This is a genomic window from Janthinobacterium breve (assembly GCF_051380895.1).
Lineage (GTDB): Bacteria > Pseudomonadota > Gammaproteobacteria > Burkholderiales > Burkholderiaceae_D > Janthinobacterium.
Genome location: NZ_JBNYXY010000017.1, coordinates 1 through 24776, shown reverse-complemented (window position 1 = coordinate 24776; position 24776 = coordinate 1). Strand labels below are relative to the sequence as shown.

Annotated in this window: 25 protein-coding genes; 7 read left to right on the top strand and 18 right to left on the bottom strand. The window is 62.4% G+C overall.

Annotation, left to right across the window (positions count from 1 at the left end; all coding sequences use genetic code 11):
• Positions 1-148: 148 nt before the first annotated feature.
• Positions 149-2449: an ATP-dependent Clp protease ATP-binding subunit ClpA gene (gene clpA, locus ACQ4W0_RS28230; protein WP_436579748.1), complete on the bottom strand. Its 2301-nt coding sequence runs from the start codon at positions 2447-2449 to the stop codon at positions 149-151.
• Positions 2446-2748 (bottom strand): ATP-dependent Clp protease adapter ClpS, encoded by a 303-nt coding sequence (clpS, locus tag ACQ4W0_RS28225; protein ID WP_034751577.1) that lies wholly within the window; start codon positions 2746-2748, stop codon positions 2446-2448. Before clpS ends, clpA begins: the two co-directional genes overlap by 4 nt.
• Positions 2749-3069: 321 nt before the next feature.
• Between clpS and cspE the strand changes: the two genes are divergently transcribed.
• Entirely contained in the window at positions 3070-3273 is a 204-nt protein-coding gene (gene cspE, locus ACQ4W0_RS28220; RefSeq protein ID WP_010395943.1) for a transcription antiterminator/RNA stability regulator CspE, read from the top strand.
• 92 nt (positions 3274-3365) lie between these two features.
• Here cspE and icd read toward each other — a convergent pair whose 3' ends face one another.
• Positions 3366-4619: an NADP-dependent isocitrate dehydrogenase gene (gene icd / locus ACQ4W0_RS28215; protein ID WP_436579747.1), complete on the bottom strand. Its 1254-nt coding sequence runs from the start codon at positions 4617-4619 to the stop codon at positions 3366-3368.
• Positions 4620-4928: 309 nt separating this feature from the next.
• Here icd and ACQ4W0_RS28210 point away from each other — a divergent pair, with 309 nt between their 5' ends.
• The 3 genes from ACQ4W0_RS28210 to ACQ4W0_RS28200 all read left to right on the top strand — a co-directional run bounded on the left by ACQ4W0_RS28210 (position 4929) and on the right by ACQ4W0_RS28200 (position 6510).
• A complete protein-coding gene (locus ACQ4W0_RS28210) occupies positions 4929-5492 on the top strand; it encodes a pseudouridine synthase (RefSeq protein ID WP_436579746.1) in 564 nt (187 codons plus the stop codon).
• A 107-nt stretch (positions 5493-5599) separates the two neighbouring features.
• Complete coding sequence (locus ACQ4W0_RS28205) at positions 5600-5926, top strand: hypothetical protein (RefSeq protein WP_436579745.1); 327 nt, start codon at positions 5600-5602, stop codon at positions 5924-5926.
• 131 nt (positions 5927-6057) lie between these two features.
• A complete protein-coding gene (locus ACQ4W0_RS28200) occupies positions 6058-6510 on the top strand; it encodes a DUF192 domain-containing protein (RefSeq protein WP_436579744.1) in 453 nt (150 codons plus the stop codon).
• 175 nt (positions 6511-6685) lie between these two features.
• Here ACQ4W0_RS28200 and rpsT read toward each other — a convergent pair whose 3' ends face one another.
• Positions 6686-6952 carry a 30S ribosomal protein S20 gene (rpsT, locus tag ACQ4W0_RS28195; RefSeq protein ID WP_010395935.1) on the bottom strand — a complete coding sequence of 89 codons (267 nt, stop codon included), beginning with the start codon at positions 6950-6952 and terminating at the stop codon, positions 6686-6688.
• Positions 6953-7249: 297 nt separating this feature from the next.
• Between rpsT and murJ the strand changes: the two genes are divergently transcribed.
• The gene (murJ, locus tag ACQ4W0_RS28190) at positions 7250-8797 is read left to right on the top strand and encodes a murein biosynthesis integral membrane protein MurJ (protein WP_436579743.1); all 1548 of its coding nucleotides are present in this window, start codon (positions 7250-7252) and stop codon (positions 8795-8797) included.
• A 76-nt stretch (positions 8798-8873) separates the two neighbouring features.
• On the opposite strand, the gene ACQ4W0_RS28185 is transcribed toward murJ, so the two are convergent.
• From ACQ4W0_RS28185 to gspG, 12 genes are all read right to left on the bottom strand, one after another.
• Entirely contained in the window at positions 8874-9371 is a 498-nt protein-coding gene (locus ACQ4W0_RS28185) for an FxDxF family PEP-CTERM protein (RefSeq protein ID WP_436579742.1), read from the bottom strand.
• Positions 9372-9592: 221 nt separating this feature from the next.
• Positions 9593-10225, bottom strand: a complete 633-nt coding sequence (locus tag ACQ4W0_RS28180; protein WP_436579741.1) for a type II secretion system protein — start codon at positions 10223-10225, stop codon at positions 9593-9595.
• 5 nt (positions 10226-10230) lie between these two features.
• Entirely contained in the window at positions 10231-10623 is a 393-nt protein-coding gene (locus tag ACQ4W0_RS28175) for a type II secretion system protein (protein WP_436579740.1), read from the bottom strand.
• A gap of 3 nt (positions 10624-10626) precedes the next feature.
• On the bottom strand, positions 10627-11109 hold the full coding sequence (locus ACQ4W0_RS28170) for a type II secretion system protein (protein ID WP_436579739.1): 483 nt from the start codon (positions 11107-11109) through the stop codon (positions 10627-10629).
• A complete protein-coding gene (locus ACQ4W0_RS28165; RefSeq protein ID WP_436579738.1) occupies positions 11106-13160 on the bottom strand; it encodes a secretin GspD/PilQ domain-containing protein in 2055 nt (684 codons plus the stop codon). Before ACQ4W0_RS28165 ends, ACQ4W0_RS28170 begins: the two co-directional genes overlap by 4 nt.
• On the bottom strand, positions 13160-13681 hold the full coding sequence (locus ACQ4W0_RS28160) for a hypothetical protein (protein WP_436579737.1): 522 nt from the start codon (positions 13679-13681) through the stop codon (positions 13160-13162). Before ACQ4W0_RS28160 ends, ACQ4W0_RS28165 begins: the two co-directional genes overlap by 1 nt.
• The gene (locus tag ACQ4W0_RS28155; RefSeq protein WP_436579736.1) at positions 13678-14253 is read right to left on the bottom strand and encodes a hypothetical protein; all 576 of its coding nucleotides are present in this window, start codon (positions 14251-14253) and stop codon (positions 13678-13680) included. Before ACQ4W0_RS28155 ends, ACQ4W0_RS28160 begins: the two co-directional genes overlap by 4 nt.
• On the bottom strand, positions 14250-14798 hold the full coding sequence (locus ACQ4W0_RS28150; protein ID WP_436579735.1) for a ubiquitin family protein: 549 nt from the start codon (positions 14796-14798) through the stop codon (positions 14250-14252). Before ACQ4W0_RS28150 ends, ACQ4W0_RS28155 begins: the two co-directional genes overlap by 4 nt.
• Entirely contained in the window at positions 14795-15628 is an 834-nt protein-coding gene (locus ACQ4W0_RS28145; RefSeq protein WP_436579734.1) for a hypothetical protein, read from the bottom strand. Before ACQ4W0_RS28145 ends, ACQ4W0_RS28150 begins: the two co-directional genes overlap by 4 nt.
• Positions 15621-17315, bottom strand: a complete 1695-nt coding sequence (locus ACQ4W0_RS28140; RefSeq protein WP_436579776.1) for a GspE/PulE family protein — start codon at positions 17313-17315, stop codon at positions 15621-15623. Before ACQ4W0_RS28140 ends, ACQ4W0_RS28145 begins: the two co-directional genes overlap by 8 nt.
• Positions 17315-18520 carry a type II secretion system F family protein gene (locus ACQ4W0_RS28135; RefSeq protein ID WP_436579733.1) on the bottom strand — a complete coding sequence of 402 codons (1206 nt, stop codon included), beginning with the start codon at positions 18518-18520 and terminating at the stop codon, positions 17315-17317. Before ACQ4W0_RS28135 ends, ACQ4W0_RS28140 begins: the two co-directional genes overlap by 1 nt.
• Positions 18521-18558: 38 nt before the next feature.
• Positions 18559-19002: a type II secretion system major pseudopilin GspG gene (gspG, locus tag ACQ4W0_RS28130; protein ID WP_166447530.1), complete on the bottom strand. Its 444-nt coding sequence runs from the start codon at positions 19000-19002 to the stop codon at positions 18559-18561.
• Positions 19003-19273: 271 nt separating this feature from the next.
• Between gspG and ACQ4W0_RS28125 the strand changes: the two genes are divergently transcribed.
• On the top strand, positions 19274-19636 hold the full coding sequence (locus ACQ4W0_RS28125; RefSeq protein WP_436579732.1) for a protease inhibitor I9 family protein: 363 nt from the start codon (positions 19274-19276) through the stop codon (positions 19634-19636).
• Positions 19637-19682: 46 nt separating this feature from the next.
• On the opposite strand, the gene ACQ4W0_RS28120 is transcribed toward ACQ4W0_RS28125, so the two are convergent.
• The gene (locus ACQ4W0_RS28120; protein ID WP_436579731.1) at positions 19683-20312 is read right to left on the bottom strand and encodes an NF038129 family PEP-CTERM protein; all 630 of its coding nucleotides are present in this window, start codon (positions 20310-20312) and stop codon (positions 19683-19685) included.
• A 10-nt stretch (positions 20313-20322) separates the two neighbouring features.
• A complete protein-coding gene (locus ACQ4W0_RS28115) occupies positions 20323-23337 on the bottom strand; it encodes an ExeM/NucH family extracellular endonuclease (protein WP_436579730.1) in 3015 nt (1004 codons plus the stop codon).
• A 461-nt stretch (positions 23338-23798) separates the two neighbouring features.
• Here ACQ4W0_RS28115 and ACQ4W0_RS28110 point away from each other — a divergent pair, with 461 nt between their 5' ends.
• A complete protein-coding gene (locus tag ACQ4W0_RS28110; protein ID WP_436579729.1) occupies positions 23799-24524 on the top strand; it encodes a PEP-CTERM sorting domain-containing protein in 726 nt (241 codons plus the stop codon).
• Positions 24525-24776 lie beyond the last annotated feature (252 nt).

The window sequence follows — 24776 nt, the reverse complement described above, 5'->3', positions numbered from 1 at the left end:
TTTTTTGACAAGAGCAGAAACGCTCTGAACGCCGAACAAAACCGTAGCGAGCGGCAGCGAGTTGCGGCCGAGAAGCGGAACTGTGCAAGAGCACAGTGAGCATCAGAGGCCGCAAATCGCGACGCGCAGTAGGTTTGGTTCGGTGTTCTTACTCCACTTCCACCGTTTCCGGTGCAGCCGTCGGCGCCGCGTCGGGCGGTTCCGGGAATTCCAGCAAGACCTGGTCCTTGTCGTCGAGGTCGACCGTGACCCGTCCGCCGGTGACCAGGCGGCCGAACAGCAGCTCGTCGGCCAGGGCCTTGCGGATCAGATCCTGGATCAGGCGTGCCATCGGCCGCGCGCCCATCAGCGGATCGAATCCTTTCTTGCCGAGGAAAGCACGCAGCTTCTCGGTAAACACGGCTTCGACCTTTTTCTCGTGCAACTGTTCTTCCAGCTGCATCAGGAACTTGTCGACCACGCGCAGGATGATTTCCTGGTCCAGCGCGCGGAAGCTGATGGTCGCGTCGATACGGTTGCGGAATTCCGGCGTGAACATGCGCTTGATGTCGGCCATCTCGTCGCCTGCCTGCTTGGAATTGGTGAAACCGATCGAAGCTTTCTGCAAGCTTTCCGCCCCCGCATTCGTGGTCATGATGATGATCACGTTGCGGAAATCGGCTTTGCGGCCATTATTGTCCGTCAAGGTACCGTGATCCATCACTTGCAGCAGGATATTGAAAATGTCCGGATGGGCTTTTTCAATTTCATCGAGCAGCAAGACCGCATGCGGCTTCTTGGTGATCGCTTCCGTCAGCAAGCCGCCCTGGTCGAAACCAACGTAGCCCGGTGGCGCGCCGATCAAACGGCTGACCGCGTGGCGCTCCATGTATTCGGACATGTCAAAACGGATCAGCTCAATGCCGAGGATGAAGGCCAGTTGCTTGGCCACCTCGGTCTTGCCCACGCCCGTCGGGCCGGAGAACAGGAAGGACCCGATCGGTTTATCCATCTTGCCCAGGCCCGCGCGCGCCATCTTGATGGCCGAGGCCAGCGCATCGATGGCGGGATCTTGGCCGAATACAACATTGCGCAAGTCGCGGTCGATGGTTTGCAGCTTGCTGCGGTCGTCCTGGTTGACCGTTTGCGGCGGAATGCGCGCGATCTTGGCGATGATGTCCTCGATCTCGGCCTTGCCGATGGTTTTCTTTTGCTTCGACTTCGGCAAAATGCGCTGCGCCGCGCCCGCTTCATCGATGACGTCGATCGCCTTGTCGGGCAAATGGCGGTCGTTGATGAAGCGCGCCGCCAGTTCGGCCGCCGTCGTCAGGGCTGAAGCCGAGTATTTCACGCCATGATGCTCTTCAAAACGCGATTTCAGGCCGCGCAGAATCTGTATGGTTTGCTCGACGGTCGGCTCGTTGACGTCCACTTTCTGGAAACGGCGGCTCAAGGCGTGATCTTTCTCAAACACGCCGCGGAATTCCGTGTACGTGGTCGCGCCTATGCATTTCAACTGGCCGTTGGCCAGTGCCGGTTTCAGCAGGTTCGATGCATCCAGGGTGCCGCCCGAGGCCGAGCCCGCACCGATGATGGTGTGGATCTCGTCGATGAACAGGATGCCGTTCGGATTGTCCTTCAGCTGTTTCAGCACGGCTTTCAGGCGCTGCTCGAAGTCACCGCGGTATTTGGTTCCGGCCAGCAAGGCGCCCATGTCCAGCGAATACACGACGGCATTTTGCAGGATTTCCGGCACATCGCTTTGCGTGATGCGGTAAGCGAGGCCTTCGGCGATGGCCGTCTTGCCCACGCCCGCCTCGCCGACCAGCAGCGGATTGTTCTTGCGGCGGCGGCACAGGATCTGGATCACGCGGTCGACTTCTTCCTCGCGGCCGATCAAGGGGTCGATCTTGCCTTCGGCAGCGGCCTTGTTCAGGTTTTGCGTGAACTGGTCGAGCGGGCTTTCCTTCGGCTGGCCCTCGACGGGCGCTTCTTCCACGCCTTCGGAGGCTTTCGCGCTTTCCGTCGACTGGTCCTTGCGCACGCCGTGCGAGATGAAATTGACCACGTCCAGGCGCGTTACGCCCTGCTGGTGCAGGTAGTAAACAGCATGTGAATCCTTTTCGCCGAAGATGGCCACCAGCACATTGGCGCCCGTGACTTCCTTCTTGCCATTCGAGGCGGACTGGACATGCATGATGGCGCGCTGGATCACGCGCTGGAAACCAAGCGTCGGCTGGGTGTCGACTTCGCCCGTGCCAGGCACGGTCGGCGTGTTATCGCCGATGAAATTGGTGAGGGTCTTGCGCAGGTCTTCAATATTGACCGCGCAGGCACGCAACACCTCGGCAGCGGAGGGATTGTCCAGCAGTGCCAGCAGTAAATGCTCAACCGTGATGAATTCATGCCGTGCCTGCCGAGCTTCGACAAACGCCATGTGCAAACTAACTTCTAATTCCTGCGCAATCATACTTCCTCCATCACGCACTGCAGGGGGTGCCCCGCCTTGCGCGCATGCGTTAAAACGAACTCCACTTTGGTACACGCTATATCTTTAGAGAACACGCCGCACACTCCTTTGCCGTAGCGATGAACACTGAGCATGATTTGCGTCGCCGTTTCACGGTCCTTGTTGAAATACTCCTGAATGATGGCCACCACAAATTCCATCGGGGTGTAGTCGTCATTGAGCAAGGCTACCTGGTAGAGCGGTGGCGGCTTCAGTACCTGCCGCTCCAGCAGGGTTTCTGTGTCGTGCTTGGTTGCCATACGCTTATTCTAATGCTTTCACAGTGGTTGTCATGCGCAATATCTACGCCTTTCCAATTGTTTTCAATCTTACGCGTTTTCTTAATAGTGCGCAGATGGCGACCTTGCTGTCAAAATCAAGAGTTGCTTTTTTGGTTGCCGTGAAGAATTTGTCAATATCGATGGAAAAGCGCTTGACTTCATTATTTATTCCGCCAACAATGCTGTATCGACTGTTGCAGTAATGTACAGCTTGATAAGAAGTGAGACGTCGAGGAGGGGGCAAGAAGCTTCTTGCTTTTATGGCTCGTGTGATTTGTTTTAATTTTGAAAGTTCTTTTTATGGCAACAGGTACAGTTAAGTGGTTCAATGATTCCAAAGGTTTTGGCTTCATCACTCCAGATGACGGCGGCGAAGATTTGTTTGCTCACTTCTCCGCAATCAACATGAACGGTTTCAAGACCCTCAAAGAAGGTCAAAAAGTTCAATTCGAAGTCACGCAAGGCCCTAAAGGCAAGCAAGCTTCCAACATCCAAGCAGCCTAAGCATCGCCGGCCCTCAGATGTGAAAAACCCCGTTTTCAAACGGGGTTTTTTTTCGTCCGCAGGGTGCGCTGCACCCTGCCCTGCCCCTCGTATTACATGTGCTCGATCATAACGTCGCCGAAACCGGAGCACGACACTTGCGTCGCGCCTTCCATCAGGCGGGCGAAATCGTAGGTGACGCGCTTCGAGGCTATCGATTTCTGCATCGACGAAATGACCAGGTCGGCCGCTTCCAGCCAGCCCATGTGGCGCAGCATCATTTCCGCCGACAGGATCAGGGAACCGGGATTCACGTAATCCTTGCCCGCATACTTCGGCGCCGTGCCGTGCGTCGCCTCGAACATGGCGACGGAGTCGGACAGGTTGGCGCCCGGCGCGATGCCTATGCCGCCCACTTGCGCCGCCAGCGCGTCGGAAATGTAATCGCCGTTCAAATTCAAGGTGGCGATCACGCTGTATTCGGCCGGACGCAGCAGGATTTGTTGCAGGAACGCGTCAGCGATGGAATCCTTGACGATGATGTCGCGGCCCGTCTTTGGATTCTTGAACTTGCACCATGGACCGCCATCGATCAGCTCGGCACCGAATTCCTTTTGCGCCAGCGCATACGCCCAGTCGCGGAAACCGCCTTCCGTGTACTTCATGATGTTGCCTTTGTGCACGATCGTCACGGATGGCTTGTCATTGTCGATCGCGTACTGGATGGCCTTGCGCACCAGGCGCTCCGTGCCTTCGATGGATACGGGCTTGATGCCCAGGCCCGAGGTAGCCGGGAAGCGGATCTTGGTCACGCCCATTTCATTGATCAGGAAATCCATCAATTTCTTGGCTTCGGGCGAGCCTTGCTGGTATTCGATGCCGGCATAGATGTCTTCCGAATTTTCGCGGAAAATCACCATGTCGGTCTTTTCCGGCTCTTTCACGGGCGACGGCACGCCCGTGAAGTAGCGCACGGGGCGCAGGCAGACATACAGGTCCAGCTGCTGGCGCAGCGCCACATTCAGCGAGCGGATGCCGCCGCCGACGGGCGTGGTCAGCGGGCCCTTGATGGAGACGACGTAATCTTTCAGTACGGCCAAAGTTTCTTCCGGCAGCCACACATCGGGACCGTACACATTCGTCGATTTTTCGCCCGCATAGATTTCCATCCAGCTGATCTTGCGCGCGCCACCGTAAGCCTTGGCCACGGCAGCGTCGATCACCTTGATCATGACCGGGCTGATATCGATGCCCGTGCCATCGCCTTCAATGAAGGGAACGATGGGATTATCTGGTACATTCAGCGAAAAATCGGCGTTGACGGTGATTTTTTGGCCGTCAGCAGGTACAGTGATATGTTGATACATCGTGATCTCCGAAGTGGGACACACCGCTGGCAGGCAACACGGGCCGGCGACGCGCTCTGCGGTTGCAGAGTTTACAAAAACAAGTCCGAACATGGCGGCAACAACGCACTTTAGCAGGAAAGAACACCCGGGCCATCTGCATCGCAATGCAGAACGCTGCGCAAAAGCACCGTATCGCCACGCTGGCACCGAGTCTTCTATAAGACATAAGACCAGCGTTTCACATTATGCACCAGTATCTTACAGGGCGCCACGCTTTTGCGGCGCCAACCAGCGGCCACCATCGTTTGCATCAATTCATTTATCAGCATGCCACTCATTCTCTTCAATAAACCATTCCAGGTCTTGTGCCAGTTTTCGCCGCAGGACGGCCGCCTCACCCTGGCTGACCATTTGACCATTCCCGGCATCTACCCGGCCGGCCGGCTCGACGCCGACAGCGAAGGCTTGCTGCTGCTGACGGACGACGGCCGCCTGCAGCACGAAATCAGCCACCCCGACCGCAAGGAAGCGAAAACCTACCTGGTGCAGGTCGACGGCGTGCCCGACCCGGCCAGCTTGGCGCGCCTGCAGGCGCCGCTGGACCTGGGCGACTTCATCACCAAGCCATGCAAGGCCGTGCGCATTGCCGAACCGGACTGGCTGTGGCCCCGCAACCCGCCCATCCGCGCGCGCGCCGACAAGCCGACCTCGTGGCTGGCGATCACGTTGAAAGAAGGGAAAAACCGGCAAGTGCGGCGCATGACGGCGGCCGTCGGCCTGCCCACCCTGCGCCTGGTGCGCAGCGCCATCGGCCCGTTCTCGCTGGCCAGCCACCCTCTGCTGCCTGGCGAATGGTGTGAAGTGCCGGCCGAGAAGATTGGAAAAGCGTGAGCAGGACAAGAAAAGTGGCTGCTGTACAAAAATTTTGCCAATAAGCACTATTTATTTTTAGATAATGCATTAAAATCATCTCACCTTAACATGACGGAAAAGGAAAGATGATGACAAAAGTAATATTGACACTGGCCGCCTCCCTGCTTGCCGGCGCCGCATTGGCGCAATCGGGTGCCAAAGTGCATGCTTCCGCAGCGACCGATGCCGTCAAACCACCACCCGCATCGGCAGCCAGCCATGCCTCGGCCGCCACCGATGCCATCAAGCCGGTGCCGCCGGCAGCGGCTTCCGTCAACGCGTCCGCCGCGACGGATGCGGCGCGTTCGGGTGCATCAAGCAAGGCCTCGGCCGCAACCGATGCGCCGCGCCTGATTCCCCAGCCGCACAAGACGAAGCAGCCGGCCGCTGAAGCAGGCAAGCCCGTGAAATAAGTGCAGTTCCCGGGGTTACGGTAACAAGCATGTTGCTGTAACCCCACGCTTTCGGCACGGCCAGGCAGCAAGCTTGACCGGGCGGCTGCCGGCATGGCTTAATCGCCGCTTCGCAGCCACCGTCCCGCTCCATGAAAACTTCCCTTCGCCGTCTCAGCCTGTCCATCGCCCTGATGGCGTGCGCCAGCATTGCGCAAGCGCAAACATCGCAAGGCAAGAGCTTGCAGCTCTCGGCCGGCATGCACTTGATCCAGGCGGAAGTCGCCGCCACGCAAGAGCAACGCGAACAAGGCCTGATGTACCGCGAAAAGATGCCGGCGAATGCGGGCATGCTGTTCGTCTTTGGCAACCCGTCGACGCAATGCATGTGGATGAAAAATACGCCGCTGCCCCTGTCGGTGGCCTTTATCGACGCCAGTGGCAAGATCGTCAACATCGAAGACATGCAAGCGCATACACTCGACAGCCATTGCTCCACCAGGACCGTGCCCGTGCGCTATGCGCTGGAAATGAACCTGGGCTGGTTCAAGCAAAAGAACATCAAGCCAGGCATGAACATCGGCAACTTGCCCGCCTTGCACTAAGGGGTGACGGCCGGCAGCGGGCCGCTGCCGGAAAACGCGGCCGAAGATGACCATAAAAAACACACGCGCACGCGAAAAAACCCGCCAGAACGAATCTGCGGGTTTTTGCTTTTCAACCAATGCCAGCGTACTGGCACAGGCAAGGCCACCTTGGTGGCTTGCCTGCTGGCGAATATTAAGCGGACAGTGCTTTCAAAGCAGCTGCCAGACGGCTCTTATGGCGAGCTGCCTTGTTTTTGTGGATGATCTTCTTGTCAGCGATACGGTCGATGGTCGACACGGATGCTTGGAAGATTGCAGCAGCTGCTGCCTTGTCGCCGCCCTGGATCGCTTTGCGAGCAGCTTTGATAGCCGTGCGCAAGGTCGAACGTTGGGACGAATTGTGTGCGTTTTGCTTAACTGCTTGACGAGCGCGTTTGCGCGCTTGTGCGGTATTTGCCATGGAATTTCCTAAAACAGGGTCAAAGTGCGTTTGCAAACATTAGTGTTTGCCAACCGGTGCGTTCTGTGCGTCTGCCGAACCATGTGTGCCAAACCAGTGCCTGTCAAACATTAGTGTCTGCGTAACAGAATTCTGTACAGCCTTCGATTATAGCGATATTTTCAAGCGGGGGCAAATCAAAAAACCGTGTGTGACGCCAAAAACACCTGAAAATGGGCTTGGCAACGGTGAATTAACAGCGATTGTTACCATATTTTAAGCGTTTTCCAGGGCCATGCGCGGCTATAATCTGCCCCCATGAACTTGCTTAAAACCCTCGCCGCCATCTCCAGCATGACCATGCTGTCCCGTGTAACCGGATTATTGCGCGAAAGCCTGTTCGCGCGCGCCTTTGGCGCCGGCGCCTACACGGACGCCTTCATTGTTGCCTTCCGCATCCCCAACCTGTTGCGCCGTTTGTTTGCCGAGGGTGCGTTCTCGCAAGCCTTCGTGCCGATCTTGTCGGAATACAAGAACCAGCACGGCCAGGAAGCCAGCAAACAATTGGCCGACCATGTGGCCACCACCCTGGTCTGGGCCACCCTGCTCGTTTCCCTCCTCGGCATCGTCGGTGCGCCGTGGTTCGTGTACGCCATCGCCACGGGCCTGACCAAGGATGCGGGCGCTTTTGATGCGGCCGTGTGGATGACGCGGCTGATGTTCCCTTATATTACTTGCATGTCTTTTGTGGCCCTGGCCGGCGGCATTCTGAATACCTGGCGCGAATTCAAGATTCCCGCGTTTACGCCAGTGTTGCTCAATTTGGCATTCATCGCCGCCTCGCTGTTCCTCGCGCCGCACTTGAAACAGCCGATCTACGCCATGGCCATTGCCGTGTTCGTCGGCGGCTTGCTGCAGGTAGCCATCCAGATTCCCGCCCTGATCAAGATCGGCATGCTGCCGCGCCTGTCGCTCAATCCCGCCATCGGCCTGTCCGACGGCGGCGTGCGCCGCGTGCTGAAAAAGATGGGACCAGCCGTCTTCGCCGTCTCGGCAGCGCAGATCAGCCTGATGATCAACACCAGCATCGCGTCGCGCCTGGCCGAAGGCAGCATTTCCTGGCTGTCGTATGCGGACCGCCTGATGGAGTTCCCTACCGCCATGCTGGGCGTGGCCCTGGGCACCATCTTGCTGCCCAGCCTGTCGAAGGCGAATGTGGATGGCGACAAGACGGAATACTCGGCCCTGCTGGACTGGGGCTTGCGCCTGACTTTCCTGCTGGCACTGCCCGCCGCCGTCGGCATGGCGACCCTGGCCACGCCGCTGATCGCCACGCTCTTTCACTACGGCAAGTTTACGGCCGAATCCGTGACCATGTCGACGGAACCGCTGGTGGCCTACAGCCTGGGCCTGATCGGCATCATCCTCGTAAAAACCCTGGCGCCCGCGTTCTATGCGCGCCAGGACATCCGCACGCCCGTGAAAATCGCCATTGGCGTGCTGATCGCCACGCAGCTGATGAATTTGCTGTTCGTGCCCTACATCGCCGTGGCCGGCCTGGCCCTGTCGATAGGCCTGGGCGCCTGCCTGAACGCCAGCTTCCTGTACTGGGGCTTGCGCAAGCGCGGCATCTACCAGCCGAAACCGGGCTGGGCCAAGTTCTTCCTGCGCCTGCTGCCGGCGCTCATCGTGATGGGTGGCGTGGCTGCCTTCGGCGCCCTGCGCATCGACTGGATCGCCATGCAAGCCCATCCGCTGTTGCGGGCCGGCGCGCTGGCCCTGCTGGTGAGCCTGTGCGGCGTCACGTACTTTGCCACCCTCTTTTTGGTTGGATTCCGCTTCCGCGATTTCAAGCGCCACGCGTGACAATCGCGCATCTAGCCATGCTGTAGAAACAAAAAAACCCGCCTCGGCGGGTTTTGTCATACTGGCCGGGAAAAAATCAAACGGCTTTGCGGGCGCGGCGGCGCGCAGCGATGCCGACCAGCGCCAGGCCACCCAGCAGCATGCCGTAGGTTTCCGGTTCCGGCACGGGCAGGGCGGACACCGTGCCCACGTATTGGCCGTTCTGCAAACCACTCAAGCCGGAAACACGCACCTCGTAGCTGCCTGCAGCCAAAGAACCAGCCCAGCTCAGGCTCTGGATGCCGGCCACCGACGTCAAGGTCAGGTCGCCATAGCCCACCAGTGTTGCGGCGAAGTTGCTGATCGCGCCTTCGGCAACGGAAAACGTTTGCAATGCGCCGAACGACGTCGACGATGGCGTCAGCAGTTTAAAGGTCCACAAATCGTCGACTACCGAATTGGCAGAGAAATTGGTGGTAATGGACGCCCGTGTATCAAAGCCGCTCGGGTCCAGGATACCCAGATTGTAGGTGGCCGCCGATGCGCTGAATGATGCTGCAGCCAAAATGCCTGCCGCGAGAAATTTCAATTTCATAGCTTTCCCTTAAAAGTAATTTATGACAGCCAAATGCTGCCAGCCATCGTTTTAGTACCGAAAGTACCAAGCTTGATGGTAGCATAAAGACATTAAATTACTTGCAATTATTTTATTGAAATTTCATTTAAAATAAGTATTTCTTCTACGAAATGGTTGCGTGCGTAGGAGAATTTCCTAATGAAAATAGTTCTCCCCAATCGCCTTTTAATAACTTATGGTTACAGCGGATTCGGTGCTTCCTGCTGCGCGCCCGCCTCTTCCTCCGGCTCCAGCAGCTCGGGCGGCGCGGGTTTGGGCGCGGCGGGTGCTGGCGCGACAGGAGGAAACAAGGCGGGCGGCGAGGCTGTGTCTCCCGGCACCAGTGCCAACCCCGCCGGCGGCACGGGGCCGCCGACGACAAACCGCCACTCGGACAGCTGCGACTTGCCTTCGAAGCCGGTGAAACGGGCCTCGAAATTGCCCACTTTTAAAGGCGCGGACGGCGACAGGCTATGCACGCCGATGATGCCCTGGCTGCCGGGCTGGTACAGCAAGCCCCACTCGGCGCGTCCCGTGATGGGGTCGACATACAGCTTGCGCAGGTGGCGGCGCACCTGCGGGAAACGGGGGTCGCGCAGCAAGGCGGCCAGATTTGGCGGCTGCTGCGGCTGGCCGGCAGGCGTGGCGCCCGCGTAGCTCTGCAGCGCATCGGCAAACTGCGCGCCGATGTCGAGCAATTCCTGCTCGGCCGCCTGGCGCTGCAGCAAGGAACCCATCTTCAAGCCAGCCGCGCCCACCAGGCCCAAGATGGCCACCAGGATGATCAGCCCCAGGTAAGTAAAACCGCGCTGGCGGCGCGCAGAACGAAGCATCGCCGCTACCAGTCGGCAAACGGCGTGCCGCTGCGGTCCTTGCCGGGCGCGCCGCTTTTCACGTCATACACCTGGCCCGGCGTGTCGTCGGGCGGCGGCACGATGAGCCAACTGCTGTCGCTATCCGTGATGGGGTCGATGGGCATGGCACGCAGGTATTTCTTTTCCACCAGTTGCTCCAAAGTATCGGGATAGCGTCCCGTATCGCCGTGGAACTGGTCGATGGTCGTGCGCAGGTTACGCAAGTTGTCTGCCAGCACGGTTTCCTTTGCCTTGTCGAGGCTGGGAAAGTAACGGGGCACGGCCAGGGTCAGCAGCAGCGCCACGATGCCTAGCACCACCAGCAATTCGATCAGGGTAAAGCCGCGCCTGCGGGCAGGAAGGATTTCAGCAGCCATGGTTCACCATAGACGGTAAGGCACGTTGTTCAAGCCGGTCTTGCCGGAGGTGCAATACACATCGTACACATCGTCGCCCTCGCGCGGCTCGGCCGCTTCGCTGGCGTAGCTGCGCTTGCCCCAGGTCTGCGCATCGCTGAGGCCCGCGTCTGCGTTGAACGGGTCGCGCGGCACGCGGCGCAGGAAAAACAGCTTGCTGCGCTTCGGGTTGCGCTGGTCCGGGACGCCCTCGACCAGCAGTTCCAGGCTTTTCGGGTAGCCGCTGGCATCGGGCGCGCGCAGGATGCGGCCCTCGTCGCCGGCCCGTTTGTAGGCGTCGAGCCCCTGGCGGATCTCGCGCAGCGAGCGCCGCAAGTCCTGCTCCTGGCGCCGCTGCATGGCCACCTGCGTGACGGGCACCACCAGCGTGCCCAGCACGCCCAGGATGGCCAGCGTTACCAGCAGCTCGATCAGTGTAAAACCGCCGTGCGTGCGCGCCAGTCTCATTTGGCGACCGGCACCGGCTGGCTTGACGACAGCGGCAAGGGAGCCGCCTGCAACGGCACGGGCTGGCCGGACGATATCGGCAGGGGCGAAGCGGCCGGCTCGGGCGACGGCGCCACTTCCGGCGCCGGCACGCTCTGCGGCAATGTCTGTGGCAATGTCTGTGGCAATGTCTGTGGCAAAATCGGCGGCACCTGGCCAGGCGCCATCAGCGGCTGCGCGGGCGCCGGCTGCATGCCGACTGCCGACGGTCCGGAACGCACGATCAGCGTGCCTGGCATTTGCGTGGGCGCCTTGGCTGCCATGTCGGGCCGGCGGCGGAAGCTGCCTTCCGTGCCGGCCGAGAATTCCGATTCCTTCGCTTCCGGACGCTGCACCGTGCGCACCAGGTGCGGCGTGATCGACAGCACGATCTCCGTCTTCTGGCTGTCATCCTTGCTGCTGCCGAACAGGCGTCCCAGCACGGGAATGTCGCCCAGGCCCGGCACCTTGTTGCCCGAGCTGCGCTCCTCATTGTTGATCAGGCCCGCCAGCACCTGGTTTTCGCCATCCTTCAATTGCAGCATGGTCGACGCCTGGCGCGTGCCGATCTGGTACAGAGTCGAGCCGCTCCTGGTGGTGGTGGCCGCGCCCAGGTTGCTCACTTCCAGCGAGATGCGGATGCCCACTTCATTGTTCAAATAGATGGTCGGCTCGGCGTTCACCGTCAAGCCCACGTCCAGGTAGCTGACGGATTCCGAAGCAAAGCCGCCCGTGCCCGGCGAAATGGTAGTGGTCACCACCGGCACCCTGTCGCCGATGACGAACTTCGCCTTTTCCCGGTTGCGCACGCGGATGCGCGGGTTGGCCAGGATGTTCGCATCGCCGTCCGTCTTGTTGATGTTGGCCGTCACGGACAGGTCGCTCACGCCGATGCTGCGCTGGTTCAGCTTATTCAGGTCATTGATGGTCAGGCCCATCCCGCCCGAGGTGGAAAGCGGCGTCAGGGTCAGACTCGTTGGCCAGGCCACGCCCAGTTCCAGCAGGCGGCTGCGTTTGACTTCGAGGATTTCCAGCTCCAGCACCACTTCCGCCTCGGGCACGTCCTGCAGCGCGATCAGGCGCTCGGCCAGGCGGATCGCCTCGGGCGTGTCGCGCACGATGACGAGGTTGAGCTTTTCATCGGCCACCACGTCGCGCGTCTTCAAAATGGTCTTGAGCGTGTTGGCCACCTGCTTGGCGTCCGCATTCGCCAGGAAGAAGGTTTTCACCAGCACTTCCTGGTATTCCTTCAGCTTGGCCGCCACATTCGGGTAGATCAAAATGGTGTTCGCATCCATCACCTGCTGCTCCAGCTGGTTCGTCACCAGCAGGAAGTAGACGGCCGATTCCACCGTGCTGTTCTTCAGGAAGATCGAGGTTTTCGCATCGGCCTTGACGTCCTTGTCGAAGACAAAATTGAGGCCCGAGCGGCGTGCGATCAGCTCGAACACCTGTTTCAGGGGCGCGTCGCGAAACTCGATGGTGATCGGCTGCTTGTACGACCTGGCCAGGCCCGATTCGACGATGGGCGGCGCCGTTTTTTCATCGACCTCGCGCAGCAGCGCGCGCGCGTCCGCATGGTTCGGCTGCTCCGTCAGGATGGCGTTCAGGCGCTGGCGCGCCGGGTCGTATTGTTTTGCCTCCAACGCCGTGCGTGCATCAGCCAGCAATTTCCCTTGGCGCTGCGCGCGTTCGAGCGCGCGCAAGCCGCTGTTGGCCCGCTCGTTTTGCGCGTCGATTTCCAGCACGCTCAAAAAGCCCGCGCGCGCCAGCTCGCCCTGCCCCGTTTGCGCCTGGCGCTCGGCCTGCTGCAAGCGGGTGCTGGACGCCCGTTCGCGCGCCTGCAGCCAGGCGCTGCGGTATTGCGCATTGCCGGGGTCTTGCTGCAGCGCTTCCTGCAGCTTTTGCAGGCCGGCCGGGATGTGATCTTGCGCAATCAGCTCGCGCCCGTCGCGGTAGGCTTGCTGCCCGGCGCAGCCGGCCAGCACCACCAGCAGTACCAGCAACGGCAGCGATGAAAAGGAACGAGACATCAATCGAGTACTCCAATGTTGAGCTGCTGAACCTGGTTCAACGGCAGATAAGTGAGCGTCATGAGGGGCGGCGCGATCGTCACGACCTTGTAGGCGCCATCGATGACGGTATTGGCGCGCACGATATACGTCTTGTCGGCGCGCGACAAAAACACTTCCCAGGCGCCATCGGCGGCCGCCTTGCCCAGGTAGACGAAGGGCAGCGGTGGCGCCATCGGCGGAGGTGGCGGCGGCGCGGCCGTCAGCGCCATTTTCGGCGGCGGCGGATTCCAGTTCTGGCTCTGGAAGACGCCATCGGTGCCGCCAAAGGTCTCGCCCTCCTCGCCCGCCACCTCGCTGCGCGGCAGCAGGGCCAGGATGGCCGGCTGCGCGGATGGCTGCTTGACGGCCGCATGGCGCGCCGGCGCGACGGCCCGCTCCACCGCCTCGGCCACCTCGGTCACGGGCTGACGCTCGCCGAACAGCAGCAAGGCGCCCGCGCCCAGCACGCCGGCCAGCATCAGATAATGGCGCGGCGTCATGGCGCCTCTCCCGCATTGCCGGACAAGCCATCCGTCAAATAGAACGTCAGGCGCAAGCGCGCTTCAAGTTGCGTATCGGCGATCTGCTCGCGGCGAAAACTCAGTTCGTCGAGCGAAGCGAAAGGAGCGGCGCGCAGCGCTTGCAGCGCGAATTGCCACACAGCCGCATAACTGCCCTTCAGCGGCAAGGTCACCTGCCAGGTGGCGACTCCGCTGGCCTTGTCGTAGCCGCTTTTATATTCGCCCTGCGCCAGCAGCAAGCCGTTTTTTGCGGCCAGGTCGAACAGCTGCTTGACCTGCTGCTCGGCGTGGCGCTGCTGCCCCAGGGTGGCATAAAAGCGCGCCAGGTTCTCGCTGGCCGTCGCAGGCGGTGCCACGGCCGCCACGGCCAGCGATGGCTGCGGCAAGGGCCGCGCTTCCAGCTGCGCCGCCACGGCGCGCTGCTGCCAGGTCCAGGCCCAGGAAGCAATGCCCAGCACGAGCAAGGCCACGGCCAGGCAGGCGGGCGCGCCCATGCGGCGCAGCAGCAGTTGCGCGCGCAGGCGCAAGATATTCAGGTCGATGGCCATCATGGCGTGCCCCAGCGCGCTTCGAGCTGAAAGCGCAGGGGTTTGTTCGGATCGAGCGCATTGATTTCATGGCGCAGCAGCTGCACGCGGGGGCCGAACAGCTCCTGCTGCTTCAATTGCGCGATGTAGGCCACCATGGCGTCGCTGCCCGTCGTCTCGGCCGTGATCTTCAGCACGCGCTTGCGCGCATCCGGTTCCAGCGCCAGCAGCGCGATGCCGGGCGGCGTGGCGCTGGCCAGCGCATCCTGCACGTCGCGCCACGGCAGGTTCAATTGCAGGATGGCGGCATTCACGGCTGCCGCTTGCGCCGGCGCGATGGGCACTTGCGGTGTCGGCGCAAGCCCCTGCGTGGCGGCCATCACGCGCTGCTGCGCGCGCTGGAACTGCCCCTCGCGCAGCTGCTGGCGCTGCAGCGCGGCGCTGCCAGCCCATGCCGCCGTGACGGTCAGCGCCACGCCCAGCGCGCCAACGCACCACGTCCACGCGGGCACGCGGTGCAGGCTGCGGCGCCAGCCGGGAGGCGCAAAATCGATATCGAGGCGCGTCATGCCACGCCTCCGCTGTGGGCCAGTTGGGCAGCTGGCGACAAGGCGCCTTCCCCGTCTGGCGTGGAGAAAACCTCACAGTGGAACGCTCCCGCCGGCGCCAGCCAGCCCGCTGGCGCCGTGCCGCATAGCTGCAGCAGCGCGGGCGCCGATACGCCTTGCAGCAGCGCCTCGCGCGCCAGCGCCTGCAGCAGCCAATCCCGGCCCGCGCCCGTTGGCACGGGCAGCGCGCGCACGGCGCGCAGGCGGCCATCGTGCCGCACGCCCAGGGTCAGGGTCTGCTCCTGCATCTGGCCAAACCAGGCGCGCGGGTTGAGCGCACCGTGCCAGCGGTTCCAGTGGCGCGCGAATTGCGGCGTGATGAAAATCAGGGCCAGCTTGCGTGCGGCTGCCACGCGGGTCAGCTGCGCCAGCAGCGCACGCGGCACGGCGCAGAAAAACGGTGCGCGTGCATCCCAGGCGCTGCTGCTGTGCCACAAACCGGGCGCATCGCCATACAGCGACTGGAAACGCAGCGCGGCGGCCGCCTCGATGTCGGCCAGGCGCGCGGCGCCTTGCGGCACATCCACCTGCCACAGGCGCGCCAGCCCATCGTCGAGCACCACGGACAATGGCCAGCCCGCGTATTGCCCCGCCGGCAGTACCTGTTCCAGCGCCTGTCCCAGGGCGGCAAAATCGCCATGCAGCGTGCCATCGGGTACGTACGCGGCTTCGCCCAGCAAGGTCCAGGCGGGCGCGCGCCAGCGGCTGCTGCGCCACAGGCTCACTGTGCCCGCCGCCACGCCCAGGCGCAGTGCCTGTCCCAATCTCAACTTCGCAAAACCGCTACGCATGCAGGGTGACCCTCTTGATTTCCGTGATGGTGGTGGCGCCCCGTTTGACCAGTTCCAGAGCCGCCAGGCGCAGGCTGCGCGTGCCGTTCGCATATGCTGCCGCCTTGATCTGGCGGATCGGTTTTTTATCGACGATCAGTTCGCGGATTTCATCGGTCAGCACGAGAATCTCCGCAATCGAGCGGCGCCCCTTGTAGCCCGTGCCGCGGCAATCGCCGCAGCCCTTGCCCTGCTTGAATTGATATGCATCAACGTCGGCGCGCACCAGGCCCACGCTGGCCAGCTCCAGATCGCCGGGCGTGTAGTCGGTGGCGCAATGAGGGCAGTTGGTGCGGATCAACCGCTGCGCCCAGATGCCGTTCAGGGCCGAGACAAACGCATATGGATCGATGCCCATGTGGGTGAAGCGGCCAAACACGTCAAACACATTGTTCGCATGCACGGTCGTGAGCACCAAATGACCCGTGAGGGCCGACTGCACGGCGATTTCCGCCGTCTCGCGGTCGCGGATCTCGCCCACCATGATCTTGTCGGGGTCGTGGCGCAAAATCGAGCGCAAGCCCTTGGCAAAGGTCAGGCCCTTCTTTTCATTCACGGGGATTTGCAAAATGCCGGGCAGCTGGTATTCGACGGGGTCTTCGATGGTGATGATCTTTTCGCGCCCGTTGTGGATTTCCGTCAGCGCCGCGTACAGGGTCGTCGTCTTGCCCGAGCCCGTGGGACCGGTGACGAGCAGCATGCCGTAGGCTTCCTGCGCCAGCGCGCGCAAGGCCTCCAGCGATGGAGCGTCAAAGCCCAGCGCTTCGAGCGTCAGGGCACCGTACGCCTCGATCATGGCGCGCTTGTCGAGGATGCGGATGACGGCATCCTCGCCATGGATGCTGGGCATGATGGAGACGCGCAAGTCGATTTCGCGCCCGCCCGACTCCACGCGGAAGCTGCCATCCTGCGGCACGCGGCGCTCGGCGATATCGAGTTCGGCCAGCACTTTCAGGCGCGAGATGATGTGCTCGGCCACTTCGATGCCGTTGACGGACGTGGCGTGATCGAGCACGCCGTCAACCCGGTACTTGACGGCCAGGCCGCCGGCCGTGCTTTCCAAGTGGATGTCCGAGGCGCCCGCCTTCAGCGCGTCATATAAAGTCGAGTTAACCAGCTTGACGGCGGGGCTGGCCGCTTCCGACACGCTGGCGAACGACAGCACGGCCGCCGTCCTGCCATCGCGTCGTGCATCACTGGCGGTGCCGGGCAGCAGGCTGTCGACGGCGCGCGCCGATTCTTCCTGCTTCGACAGGTAGGCGGCGATGTCGGCCTGCAGCGCCAGGCGGATGCTCAAACCGCCCCGCCCCGCGCGCGCGCCCAGCCAGGTTTGCAGGTCGAGGTCAAACGGGTCGGCGATCACGCCCGCCAGCCGGCCGTCGGCGGCGCGCAGCAGCACGCTATGGCGCGCCAGCGCCTGCGACAGGGGCAGCAGGTCGAAGGCGGGCGAAAACGCCAGCATGTCGGCCGTTTCCAGCACCTCCAGGCCGAACGGGCGCGCCAGTTCGCGCACTACGGCGCGCGCCTCGATGCCACTCAATTGCTGCAATTCCTCGACCAGGCTGCGCTTCGATTGCCGGATCAGGGCGCGCGCGTGCTGCAGCAGCGCAGCGTCGATGGCCACGGTGGGCACGGATTCGGTTTGCATCATGAAATATCGCCGGCAAGGTCAAAGATGGGCATGTACAGCAAGATCACGATAGCGCCCACGACCAGGCCAATGGCGGCCATCAGCAAGGGTTCGAAGGTGCGCGTGAAACGGTCGATCCAGCGGCTGATTTCGCCGTCGTAAAAGGCGGCCGACTGCGTCAGCATGGGGCCCATGTCGCCCGTGCGCTCGCCCACGCGCAGCATGCGCAGGGAAATGGGCGTAGTCAGTTGATATTGCTCAAACGCGGACGACAGGGGCTGACCCGCCTCGATGGCGCCGCGCGCGCCCTGCAGGGAGACTTGCATGCCCGGCGAAACCATCGCCTGCACGGTGGTAATCGCCTGCACGATGGTGATGCCGCCTTCGGCCAGCATGCCCAGGGTCAGGTACAGGCGCGACAGTTCATAGATGCGCACGCGCTCGCCGATGCCGGGCAACTTCGCCAGCAGGCGCGCCACGCCGCCATGGCGCAGCACGCGCCGCACGGCGGCAAATACGACGCTGCCGATGATAAGCAGCCCGAGCAACAGCAGCCAGCCGTGCTGCGTGACGAACTGGCCCCAGCTGAGCATCACTTGCGACATCCACGGCAGGTTGCGCCCGGCGCCCTGGTAGACCTCGGCGAAACGGGGCACCACATAACTGATCAGGAAGGCGCTGACGCCGCCACCCACGGCCAGCAGGATGGTGGGGTAGATGGCGGCGCTGACGATTTTGCCGCGCACCGTATCGATGCGCTGCTGGTAGTCGATGTAGCGGGACAGCGCGCGCGGCAAGTCGCTGGTGCCTTCGGCCGCCTTGACGATGCCGATGTATAAGGGGGGAAACAGTTCGGCCTGCTCCGCCAGTGCGGCGGAAAAGCGCATGCCTTCGCGCAAGCCTTCCAGCAGGCGCGTGAGCACGCTGCGTGTCGCCGACGACGCTTCCTTTTCCAGCAAGGCTTCCAGCGCCTCGACGATGCCCAGGCCCGCTTGCAACAGCGCCAGCAATTCCTGGCTGAACAGCAACAGGGGCAAGGCCCGCGCGCGCTGGCGCCCGGCCGCGCTGAACGGCGTGGCGCGCAGGGGACGGATGGCGCTGACGAACAGTCCGCGCGCCTCGGCCTGGCGGCGCGCATCGGCTTCGTCGCGGCCATCGATCACGCAGGTGTGCAAGGTGGCGACTGCCTGGTCCGTGGAAAGCGCGCGTACTTCAAACTGCATGGTGGCGTGTCCGTGGCGAAAGAGTGGGCGCGCTGGCCTTATTGCGAGCTGATGTCGGCATTTTCGCCGCTGCCGCCCGCCTGACCATCCTTGCCCATCGAGACGATGTCATATTCACCCTTGCTGCCCGGTGCGCGGTATTGGTAGGCATGGCCCCACGGGTCGAGCGGCACGGCCTTTTTCAGATAGGGGCCATTCCAGCGCGTGCCGGCGGCGGGCGGCGCGACCAGCAGCGCGGCCAGGCCCTCTTCCGTCGTGGGATAGCGTCCCACGTCGAGGCGGTAGGTGTCGAGCGATTTTTCAAATGCTTCGATCTGCGCCTTGGCCACCGTCACTTCCGATTTGCCCAGCTGGGCGAAATACTTGGGGCCGACATAGGCCGCCAGCAAGCCGATGATCACGATCACGACCAACAGTTCGAGCAATGTAAAGCCACGCGCATGGCGTGTCGCCGCAAGATTCTGCCTGTGAGCTGCATGCATCCGGTAACTCCTTATTGCCTACCTTCAATACATTGCCGCCATGTGCGCCGCTGGTGGCTGCGCACAGGCGGCGCGTGCCTGCCTGATGCATAGCAGGCTACCATGCCGCTTATGCTTAATACAATCTTTTCTTTGTACTGAAAACAACAAAAATCCGGGGAAACCATCGAGTGTGCACTAACGCAAGTCGCGTGCCGCTTGCCCCGCCCCGTGGCCCGCGTACAATCGGCACGTGGGCGGCCGTGCCGCCACCACACACCGAGGAGCATCCATGCCGGCCTTCCGTCTGAGCTGTGCCATCCTGGCCAGCGCCTGTATCCTGCCTGCCGCGCCGGCGGCGTCCCCGCGCCACGCCTACATTGTGCAGTTGACAGCCGCACTGCGAGCGCCGCAGGCGGATGGCGATGCGGCCCGGCGCGCAGAACGGCAGCGCGCCGTGCTGGCGCTGGTGCCTGACGCCACTGTGCAATATCGCTACACGAACGCCCTGGACGGCTTTGCCGCCCTGCTCACACCGGCCGAGGTCAAGCGCCTGCGCGCCAGCCCCCTCGTCGCGCGGGTCTTGCCCGATACCGAGGAATATGTCAACGACGGCGGCACGCACCGGGCCACCGGGCCCGCCCCGCAACCGTAAGCCCGCGCAACGACATGACGCACCGACGTGCGCCGTGCCGAAAGGCTCACACGGTCCGGCGGCGGCGCAGGGCAAAACCGATCAGCGCCAGGCCACCCGTGAGCATCATCCATTCCGACGCTTCAGGCACGGCCGAGATCGTCGCGATGCTGGCGTAGGCGCTGCCGGTAATGCTGGCGGGCAAGCCGCCGTTGAGCGGGGTCAGCTCGAATTGCAGCAAGTTGCCATTCGCATTGCCCAGGTAAGCCATGCCGGTGTAGTCGAGCAAGCCCACGCCAAACGTCGTGCCCGCATTGCCGGTCGTGTTCAGGAAGTCGCCGCCAAAGACGATGTTGAAGCCGAACTTGCCGCCCAGGGTCACGTTGTGAAACCAGTCGTTGTAGGCACCGCTATTGCCGAAGGTCAAAGTGCCGGGCAAGCTGCCGCTGACGCTGCCTTCCTGCGATGCCAGTGCGCCGTATGCCCCCGAGAAATTGTTCAAGGTGGCGCTAGCGCCCGGCGCGGGGCTGTTGCCGGCGATAAAGGAGAAATCGAGGAAACCGGCGCCCGAGAACGCGCTGGTGTCAATTTCCACGTGGTAGCCGAGCGGGTCCGCCAGCGCCAGGCTGGAGCTGGCGGCCAGCACGGCGGCCAGCACGGCGCGGCGCAGGGCCGGATGGAATATCGTTGTCAACATGATGGTGTCCTTAAAAGTTGCCGGAGTAAATGCTGGCGGAATAATGGATCGTCACTTTCGACGGATTGGTGAAACTGACGGCAAACGAGGCCGTCGCGCCCGGCGCCAGGCTGGCCCCGTTGACGGTGACATACGCGGCGCCCGCATGGCTGCCCGTGGCATTGGCCAGGCTCACGCCGGCCGGCAAGCCGCCGAACAGCACCTGGAACGGGCCTGCCAGGGCGCTGCTGCCCGTGTTGGTGAAGGCGAACGTGCCCGTGTACTTTTGCGTCACGCGGTTGTACGTGAGGCCCGAGCTGGCTTGTGCCACGCCGGCCGTGATGTCGCGGTAGGCGGGCTGCAAATCCAGGCTGATGACGACGGGATCGTGGTCCGAGGCGCGGTAGGGCAAGGCGTTGTACAGGTCTTGCGGCTTGGCGGCATCGATGTTGTAGTCGATCACTTCCGGCTCGTCCGCATTCACATGCCACTCGGCCACGCCGGCCACTTGCGGGCTCAGCGAGGCGCTGGCCAGCGCATGGTCGAGGTAGCCGCTCAGGCCGCCGAACACGTACGAGTACGGCATGCCGGACGGCCGCACGAAACGCTCGAGTTCATTGACGAAGCCGGCGCCCGTGATGAGCTGGATCGGGTCTTCCGCGCCATACGAATTCAAGTCGCCGATGACCAGCACGTCGGCGTCGCCGGCGGCGGCCGCCACCTGCGGCACGAAGCTGCCCACCAGGCGCTGGGCCTGCTGCACGCGAGTGGCGTTCCAGCAGCTCTGGCTATCGTTCTGGTCCGCATCCGGCCCGCTGGCAGGGCAGCTGCCCTTCGACTTCAGGTGATTGACGATCAGCGAGAATTTTTCACCATTGCCGGCCTGGAAGGTTTGCGCCATCGGTGGACGGTTGTTGATGGCGTTGGCGTCCGACAAGGCGCCGCCCACCAGCCCCAGCCTGGCTGGCTTGTAGAGCATGGCCACGCGGATGGCGTCCGTGCCCGTGGCGGCCGGTTTCGGCACCACGGCATACGTGACGCCGCCGATGGCCGCGTTCAATTGCTCGACCAGGTAAGTGACGGCTATTTCGCCATTGTTCTGGATTTCCATCAAACCCACCACGTCCGCATCGATGGCTTTCAGCTCGGCCACGATCTTGTCGCGCTGGCGCTCGAACTCGGCCAGGTTGTCGGCGCCCCGGCAATTGCTCTTGCTACTAGACGTGCCCAAGGTGCAGCCCTGCCCCGTCTGGCCAAAGATATTGTTGCCATTCGTAAAGGTCGTAAAGAAGTTCAGCACATTCGCGCTGGCCACCTTGACGTTACCTGCGGCCAATTCCGGCGCGCCGCCACGCGGATTGTCGCGCGAGAACTGCGGCGGCTGCGTCGGCTGCAATTTATACGCGGCGCCGCCACCGCCGATGGCACCGAAATCCACCACGCCCGTCAGGTCGGCCACCGTATCGCCGCTGCGCACGGTGCCATCCTGTCCAAGGTACGGAATGGTGGGCGGCGTGACGAAAATACCATCATCGAGCACGATCAGGTTGTTCGCATTGGCCGCGATCAAGGCTTGCGCCTCCATCGAGCCGGCCGGATGGCGGTTGGTCGGCACTTCGCGCCGTCCCGCCGACAGCGTCAATTCGCCACGCGCGCCCAGGTAGGCGTTTTGCGACACGGTCAACGGTTGCGTGAAGCGCACCAGCATGCCTTCCACGGCGGCCAGCTTGTCGTTCGGCAAGGTCACATTCGTGGGCACGATGCTGTGGCCGGCGCTTTGCGTGAGGATGGCCGTCACATCCTTCAATTCCGTGTAGGAATTTTTCGCGCCCGTGGGCGTGTATTCGAAGACCGTGCCCGTCACGCGCACCAGTTCGCCCGGCTGCACGCTGGTAACGGTCGTGCCCGTGTAGACGAAGATGCCGTCCGAGGTGGACGGGTCGCCATCGCCGGCCGCATCCTGGAGGAAGAATCCCGTCCCCACCTTCAGTGTGACCACGCCTTCGGTCGTTTGCACGGCATTGGCGTAGGGACTGGCCGCGCCCGAGCCCTGGATTTGCGGAATCGTGTGGCTGATGGCGGCCAGGCCTTGCACGGCGACGTCAATCTTGCAGCGGGCACTCTGCTGCTGGTCGTTGCTGAAATTCACGATGACGGGATAATTACCCACCGGCACGCCAGCGGCCACCAGCAGGCTGACCATGGCGCTCTCGCCCGCCACGCCGGCCGCGCTGAAACTGGCCACGCTGATGCCGGCCACGGCCGGCGAAATTACACTTGCCGCATTCACGACGCCATCCACGTCGGCCGCGCGCAGCACGGCGCTGCCGCCATTGCCCGCGGCCAGGGCCAGGCTGGCCGGGCAGCTGGTGACGATCTGGTGCACGACGGGGCCGCTGCACACATTCAGCGGCGAGGCCGTGTTGCGCGGTATCACGCTGCCGGTGGCGAAGTCGGCGCTGTTATCGTCCGTGTCGCCGCAGCCGCCATTCGCGCGCGCAATCGACACAGTATTCGATGGCGCCGGCGCCACGGCGCCTTCAAAGCCGTTGGCCGTGCCAAAACCGACCAGGTCGATGACGGCCGCGCCCGTGGGGCTGGCGCCCGTTTGCGCCGTCTTGCTATTGCTCAAGAGCACCTTGCCCGCCGTGCCCGACAAGGCCAGGCTGCCCGTGGCGTCCGGCGTGGGCAAGTCCTGCGTGCCGCCCGTGCCTTTGGCTTGCTGGATCAGCAAATACTGGCCCGCTTGCAAATCGATAGCCGGCAAGGCCGTCACAGCCCAGCTCGTACCCGCGGCGGACGCGTATTGCACGCTCCAGTTGCTCAGGTTGACGGCGCTGGCGCCACGGTTGAACAGCTCGATGAAATCATTGCGGTACACGGCGCCCGTGTTACCGCCACCGCCATACACCTGGCTGATGACGACATCGGATGCGGCCAGAGCAGGCAGGGACAGGCTGGCCAGCACGGCGGCCATGACCGTCAGGCGCAACGGTTTACGCAGGGACAAGGGGGAGACGGACACGGCGGCAAGGTGGGAATTCATGGTTTTCCTGATCAGTTAAAGGTAAGCCCGGGTGCGCCAGCCCGGGACGGGCGTTGGCAGTCTGGCCTTGATAAAATGATGACGAACTTATGATTTACATATTAAACAGCCCAGATGACGAGTTGATGACATTTCATTAAGCTGAACGGCGTAGTGCTCAAGAGGAATTCTGGCGGGCGGCCGCATGTCGACAGTATCCTTTCAGCAACGCCATGCTTTACAAAGCAAGTTCGGCGCGTACGCGGCAGTACAATATGATATAATTCAAACAAATAAGTTTAGTTCCTGATAAGAATTTGAACGGCAACACCAGACCCAGTAGTGCAGGCCCTATCCATGCCTGACCTTGAAACGCACTCCCCACCTTGCTCGCAACAGTAGCCTGGACGGGATCTGCAACAATCGCATGTGGATACACGCGTCGAGCGACGCACCCTTCCATGCTTTTTGAGAGATCGATCATGCCAACACCAATTTTCACGTCCGCTTCTTCCCGTCCCTTGCTGCTGGCCGCAGCACTGATGCTGTTCGGCGCAAGCGCCCAGGCACAAACGGCCGCGCCGGCACAGCAGAATGAAAAGAATTGCCAGGCCAGCACGCAGGCCGCGAATGGCAATGCGAAAGATGCCAATCTGGACGGCACCTACAGTGCCTGCCGCCTGGCCAACGGCTTCATCGGCGCCGGCACGCGCACCAACGACGGCACGAACAAGACACCGGAATTTGACGGCGGCGTGTCCGACCAGGAATTCCGCAACGCCCAGTCGGCCGACAATACGCACCGCCTGGCCACGCGCCAGTTGCCGGCCAATGCCGATGCCAGCGAACCGCGCAAGGCGCTCACCAGCAGCGACCGCAACTATCGTTTTGCCACGCGCGATTTCGTCGCCTCCGAAGAAAACCGTCCCTTCGATGACGCCGCCGGATACCGCGGCCCGGGCCGTTCGTACAGCCGTAGTGGCGACACCAGCGCGCCATTGATCACCTCGTCGTCGCTGGGCGATGGCTTGCCCACGGGCAGTACCGGCAGCGGTGTCGGCGGCGGCGGCTCGGGTGGCGGCTTCACGGGCGGCAGCATCATCCCCGTGACGCCGGACATTCCAGCCGTGCCGGAACCGGAAACCTATGCCATGCTGCTGGCCGGACTGGGCCTCGTCGCCCTGGCGCGCCGCCGCAAGAGCAAGTAAGGTTGCAAAATAAGGTTGCAAAATAGCTTGCAAAATGAAAAAAGGCCCGCGAGGGTAATGCCGTTCAGTTAAGACTGAACGGCATTTTTATTTTCCGGCTTGTAAACGTCAGAAGAGCCTGTTAACCTGCGATATATGCTTGATGACGCGATGCATTTTTTGACAGAACACCAAGAGGCGCCTAATTGGGAACGCCTGGGGCAACATTTACCGATCGAGTGGGTCGAGCAGGCGGTCCGCTACACGGGCAAG

Excerpts from the sequence above, each read along its gene's own strand:
- clpA (WP_436579748.1), bottom strand. The coding sequence starts at position 2,449 with ATGATTGCGCAGGAATTAGAAGTTAGTTTGCACATGGCGTTTGTCGAA.
- clpS (WP_034751577.1), bottom strand. The coding sequence starts at position 2,748 with ATGGCAACCAAGCACGACACAGAAACCCTGCTGGAGCGGCAGGTACTG.
- cspE (WP_010395943.1), top strand. The coding sequence starts at position 3,070 with ATGGCAACAGGTACAGTTAAGTGGTTCAATGATTCCAAAGGTTTTGGC.
- icd (WP_436579747.1), bottom strand. The coding sequence starts at position 4,619 with ATGTATCAACATATCACTGTACCTGCTGACGGCCAAAAAATCACCGTC.
- ACQ4W0_RS28210 (WP_436579746.1), top strand. The coding sequence starts at position 4,929 with ATGCCACTCATTCTCTTCAATAAACCATTCCAGGTCTTGTGCCAGTTT.
- ACQ4W0_RS28205 (WP_436579745.1), top strand. The coding sequence starts at position 5,600 with ATGATGACAAAAGTAATATTGACACTGGCCGCCTCCCTGCTTGCCGGC.
- ACQ4W0_RS28200 (WP_436579744.1), top strand. The coding sequence starts at position 6,058 with ATGAAAACTTCCCTTCGCCGTCTCAGCCTGTCCATCGCCCTGATGGCG.
- rpsT (WP_010395935.1), bottom strand. The coding sequence starts at position 6,952 with ATGGCAAATACCGCACAAGCGCGCAAACGCGCTCGTCAAGCAGTTAAG.
- murJ (WP_436579743.1), top strand. The coding sequence starts at position 7,250 with ATGAACTTGCTTAAAACCCTCGCCGCCATCTCCAGCATGACCATGCTG.
- ACQ4W0_RS28185 (WP_436579742.1), bottom strand. The coding sequence starts at position 9,371 with ATGAAATTGAAATTTCTCGCGGCAGGCATTTTGGCTGCAGCATCATTC.
- ACQ4W0_RS28180 (WP_436579741.1), bottom strand. The coding sequence starts at position 10,225 with ATGCTTCGTTCTGCGCGCCGCCAGCGCGGTTTTACTTACCTGGGGCTG.
- ACQ4W0_RS28175 (WP_436579740.1), bottom strand. The coding sequence starts at position 10,623 with ATGGCTGCTGAAATCCTTCCTGCCCGCAGGCGCGGCTTTACCCTGATC.
- ACQ4W0_RS28170 (WP_436579739.1), bottom strand. The coding sequence starts at position 11,109 with ATGAGACTGGCGCGCACGCACGGCGGTTTTACACTGATCGAGCTGCTG.
- ACQ4W0_RS28165 (WP_436579738.1), bottom strand. The coding sequence starts at position 13,160 with ATGTCTCGTTCCTTTTCATCGCTGCCGTTGCTGGTACTGCTGGTGGTG.
- ACQ4W0_RS28160 (WP_436579737.1), bottom strand. The coding sequence starts at position 13,681 with ATGACGCCGCGCCATTATCTGATGCTGGCCGGCGTGCTGGGCGCGGGC.
- ACQ4W0_RS28155 (WP_436579736.1), bottom strand. The coding sequence starts at position 14,253 with ATGATGGCCATCGACCTGAATATCTTGCGCCTGCGCGCGCAACTGCTG.
- ACQ4W0_RS28150 (WP_436579735.1), bottom strand. The coding sequence starts at position 14,798 with ATGACGCGCCTCGATATCGATTTTGCGCCTCCCGGCTGGCGCCGCAGC.
- ACQ4W0_RS28145 (WP_436579734.1), bottom strand. The coding sequence starts at position 15,628 with ATGCGTAGCGGTTTTGCGAAGTTGAGATTGGGACAGGCACTGCGCCTG.
- ACQ4W0_RS28140 (WP_436579776.1), bottom strand. The coding sequence starts at position 17,315 with ATGCAAACCGAATCCGTGCCCACCGTGGCCATCGACGCTGCGCTGCTG.
- ACQ4W0_RS28135 (WP_436579733.1), bottom strand. The coding sequence starts at position 18,520 with ATGCAGTTTGAAGTACGCGCGCTTTCCACGGACCAGGCAGTCGCCACC.
- gspG (WP_166447530.1), bottom strand. The coding sequence starts at position 19,002 with ATGCATGCAGCTCACAGGCAGAATCTTGCGGCGACACGCCATGCGCGT.
- ACQ4W0_RS28125 (WP_436579732.1), top strand. The coding sequence starts at position 19,274 with ATGCCGGCCTTCCGTCTGAGCTGTGCCATCCTGGCCAGCGCCTGTATC.
- ACQ4W0_RS28120 (WP_436579731.1), bottom strand. The coding sequence starts at position 20,312 with ATGTTGACAACGATATTCCATCCGGCCCTGCGCCGCGCCGTGCTGGCC.
- ACQ4W0_RS28115 (WP_436579730.1), bottom strand. The coding sequence starts at position 23,337 with ATGAATTCCCACCTTGCCGCCGTGTCCGTCTCCCCCTTGTCCCTGCGT.
- ACQ4W0_RS28110 (WP_436579729.1), top strand. The coding sequence starts at position 23,799 with ATGCCAACACCAATTTTCACGTCCGCTTCTTCCCGTCCCTTGCTGCTG.